General features: G+C 41.2%; 3 protein-coding genes. 2 read left to right on the forward strand and 1 reads right to left on the reverse strand.

All coding sequences use genetic code 11. The features are described 5' to 3' along the window. Positions 1-104: 104 nt before the first annotated feature. Positions 105-2,771 carry a bifunctional diguanylate cyclase/phosphodiesterase gene (locus IQ229_RS24115; protein ID WP_228013498.1) on the reverse strand — a complete coding sequence of 889 codons (2,667 nt, stop codon included), beginning with the start codon at positions 2,769-2,771 and terminating at the stop codon, positions 105-107. Between the two features lie 183 nt (positions 2,772-2,954). Here IQ229_RS24115 and IQ229_RS24575 point away from each other — a divergent pair, with 183 nt between their 5' ends. Both IQ229_RS24575 and IQ229_RS15600 read left to right on the forward strand, forming a co-directional pair. Next, positions 2,955-3,077, forward strand: coding sequence for a hypothetical protein (locus IQ229_RS24575; RefSeq protein ID WP_265582988.1), 123 nt, complete (start codon positions 2,955-2,957; stop codon positions 3,075-3,077). A gap of 266 nt (positions 3,078-3,343) precedes the next feature. After that, the coding region (locus IQ229_RS15600; protein WP_194045132.1) for a glycosyltransferase family 39 protein at positions 3,344-4,211 on the forward strand (868 nt) is incomplete at its 3' end.

Below are 4,211 nucleotides of genomic sequence, written 5' to 3' on the forward strand. Positions count from 1 at the left end.
GCCTTCCTGCTATTGATCGGCAATTTACAACTATTGATTTTTTAACTATATCTAATATTGCAGACTTTGCCAGATGGCGTTATCCAAATCCTCTCAAAAAAGCCTTACCACTGAGAGTTTTTCACGATTAATGCCACTGCTGCTGCCTTCTCTAACGGACGCGAGAAAAAATATCCTTGTCCATATTCACAGTTCAACTTCTTCAGAAATGCTAGCTGCTCTTTTGTCTCTACTCCTTCGGCGGTAACATCCATACCTAATTTGTGTGCCAGTGTGATAATTGTCTCAATAATTTCTAAATTCTTGCCATTAGCATCTATCGGGCTGACAAAGGAACGGTCAATTTTCAACACACTAATCGGAAAGCTATGGAGACGGCTTAATGAAGAGTAGCCTGTACCGAAATCATCAATTGATAACTTAATGCCCATCTTGCGAAATTCTGAGAGTGCGGCATTTGCCTCATCGCCATTTTCCATAATTGCACTTTCAGTAATTTCTAACATGAGACTGTCGGCATCAAGACCAGTCGAGTGCAAAATTTCCCCAATATGCTCAATTAAATCCCGTTGAGAAAATTGCTTGACTGAGAGATTGACGCTGATTTTCTCTAACGAGTTTGTTGGATGGCTCACCTGCCAGCTTTGCATCTGGCGGCACGCCTCATATAGTGTCCAGTAACCAACCTCGACAATCATTCCAGTTTCTTCTACTAGGGGGATAAAATCTGTGGGAGAAATCAAACCACGCTCTGGATGCTGCCAGCGGATTAGAGCCTCAAAGCCTATAAGTCTGCCATTTGTGAGGGAAACAATCGGTTGGTAATAAAGCTGAAACTCGTGGCGTTCGATCGCTCGACGTAGATCGTTTTCTAACTGCAATCTGACCAGAGCCTTAGTATACATCTCTTGGTTGAATAGTTCATAGCGAGCTTTGCCCAGTGCCTTGGCTCGGTACATAGCTGTATCAGCGTCTCTTAGCAAGTTTTCTGGTTGGTCATAGTCTACTGTCGAACTCAGGGCAATGCCAATACTTGCCGTTGTAAATACTTCTTGCCCGTCAAGCTCAAGAGGTAATGTCAGTTCTTGTTGAATTCGTTCAGCTACTTTAATGGCTTCTGACACATTCTGGATTTCGTCAAGCAGGATTGTAAATTCGTCTCCCCCAAGCCGTGCAGCTATATCCGTGGAGCGTATGCATACTTCTAGTCTATTTGCAATAGCAATTAGAAATTGGTCTCCTTGTAGATGTCCGAGACTGTCATTGATCACCTTAAACCGATCCAAGTCGAGAAATAGTACAGCAAATAAATAATTCTTCTGTCGCTTGGCTCGCTGGAGTGTGTGTTTTAAGCTCTCCATAAAGAAAGCTCGGTTTGGTAGACCTGTCAGTGCATCGTGAAATGCATTATGTCGTAACTGTTCTTCTACCTGCTTACGTTCGTTAATTTCAGCTTCTAATTGCCTGTTAGCCTCTAAGAGTCCAGCAAATGAATCTTGTAATTGAGCAGCCATTTGATTATGAGCTTGAGCAAGAACTCTTAATTCTTTGATACCCTCTACTCTAACGGTTTGGTCTAACTTCCCATTGGCGATTTCTTGAGAGGCAATGCTCAAACAGAGAATTGGTTGAGTAATCCAATGAGAAGTAATCACTCCTATGGCTGTAGCCAATATCAACGATCCTAAACACAGCAACATAGTAGTTCGAGTATTAGCTTCAATATGCTCCATAAAGTCGGCTTCTGGAACCACTACGATAATCAGCCAATTTAGCCCACAGTCGGCTGTAAAGGGCATTAACTGTACAAATTGCCGCTTCTGATCAATTTTAAATTCTAGCTGTCGGCTAGAAGAAATGTTTCTAAAGTTACCAAATTTTGACTGCAAATACTGTATTGTCAGATGAGTGATCCGATCGCTACTAGCGATCGCTCTGAGCCGTTTGGATGTCTTTTTTCCTCCTTCATCACTCAGGATAAAAGGTTGCTCGGCGGTTGAAGTTGCTACTAACTCTCCAGAATGCTCGACAACAAATGTCTTTCCTGAGCGACCAATCTTTAAACTGTGCAAAAACTCACTCAGCTGTGAGAGAGATAACGTTGCATTAGTCACTCCAAGCAAAGTACCTGTCTGGTCATAAAGAGGTTGGGTTGCACTGAACGCTAGCCCTGATGAAGAGAAATAGGAATAAATTTCTGTGCAAGTAGTTTTCCCTGCTTTCACAGCATTTTTATACCAGGGGCGAGTGCGAGGATCAAAGGTTTGGTTAACTTGAAGCAACCTGACAATATTACCTTGATTATCAGTGGTGTAAGTATAGTAATTGTAACCAGTTGAGCGGTCTCTTTTTCGGATGACTAGTGAACCATCCTTAAGGCGATCGACCGAATGAATTTCTCCTTGTGTACTTGCAAAAGCGATCGGCTTTAAGGGTTTGAATAACTGCATTTGATGCCATAAATGGCGTTCTAAACTTTTTGCATCTTTTAAACTTAATTGACCAATATGGACAGCATTGGCATTAATTTGAGTGACGAGTTGGGGGATTTTTATGTAATCGGTCACATGTTGATGAATCCGAATTGTAACTTCATTTCGGAGCTGAGTAGCAACCTCATTAACAGCTTTTTGACCATTTTTTAAAGATAAGAATGCTGTTAAGCCTACAGCAACAGAGATTTGCACGACGAAAGGTACTACAAGAGCTACACGGAGTGGCACTCTCAATAACTCTTTGGGAATCGAACGCAAGAAATTCTGCTGTTGCATCTGTGCGATCTTAGCCTCTGATAGCTTAAAAGCAAGAGTTTATCTTCTTGCCAAGGGAGTATTATCAATCTGCTGATACAGCTACTTTAAACTGCTACCTTGAATTCTGATCGGTTAACAATACCAAGTGGCGTGGCGTAGCCGTAGCCCACCGTAGGCATCGCTCGTTCTATACCCTATATTGTGCTAAAGGCAAAAAACAATCCTTTATTGGCGTTACGAGAATTGAGAACTATAGCCCGCAAAGCGATCGCTCAACGCACGGTAGCTATGGAGTTGCCTGACCACAGATGCGGCTACATCTAGTGTATTTTACATTCCATTGATATCTCGGTTTCAAAACCAAATCCAGTTTTGCGGGATTTGATACAACCTTGCCCATGTCTTTTTGTAGTTAATAAAGGAGAGGTGTTGATTGCCAATCTTCCCAATCAAATTAAAGTCCGCTTGGCGATGTTTAACAAGTAGGCTTTGCTTGAAGTCTTGGCGATGTCTACGACGGGCGTAGCTATGGCACCTCATCCAGCCCACTTAATTAGATGATTTGAGAAAACTTTTTAGGAAACCCACTTATGCGCCATCTCAAATTTGCTCCGAGTTGGTTGCGATTTTTAACTATCTTCTTATTGACGATGGGTATATTATTTCGCTTTTCTAATCTTGATAGTAAAGTTTTCTGGCACGATGAAACTTATGCCTCATTGCGAATTTCTGGTTATACGGCAAATGAAGCTAAACAGCAACTTTTTAATAATCGTCTGATTGGCAAAGAAAGTTTTGCTCAGTTTCAAGGTACAAATCCGGAAAAAAGCTTAAATGACACAATTATGTCTTTGGCAAAACAAGATTCTCAGCATCCACCCTTGTATTACATCATAGCCAGATTGTGGATGGAAATATTTGGTAATTCAGTGACGGCGATTAGAAGTTTATCAGCCTGCATCAGTTTGCTGGCGTTTCCTTGTGTTTATTGGCTATGCCGAGAATTATTTAATGTACCATTATCGGTTCCTGGTGTTGCGATCGCACTCATGGCTGTCTCTCCAATTCACCTAGTATACGCCCAAGAAGCACAAGAATATATTCTTTGGTTAGTCACCATTTTACTATCCAGTGCGTCTCTGCTGCGAGCTATACGGCTAGAAGACGAGCTAGAAAAAGAACGACAAAAACCCGATTTATTCGCTAGCTGGAGCATTTATGCAGTCACTTTAGCCATTAGTCTTTATACATTTCTTTGGAGTGCATTTGTAGCAGTTGCTCATGGAATTTATGTGATGATAACTGCCAAGTTTAAGTTTACTGAAACTGTGAGAAGTTATCTGCTAGCATCACTAGTCGGTTTTTTAGCTTTCATGCCTTGGCTAACAGTTGTAATTGGTGACTATTTTCAATTTTTAATTTCAGCAGATAAAACAATAATACAGTCAGATTTAATAC

Source organism: Nostoc cf. edaphicum LEGE 07299 (assembly GCF_015207245.1).
GTDB classification, from domain to species: Bacteria; Cyanobacteriota; Cyanobacteriia; order Cyanobacteriales; family Nostocaceae; genus Nostoc; species Nostoc edaphicum_B.

Excerpts from the sequence above, each read along its gene's own strand:
- IQ229_RS24115 (WP_228013498.1), bottom strand. The coding sequence starts at position 2,771 with ATGCAACAGCAGAATTTCTTGCGTTCGATTCCCAAAGAGTTATTGAGA.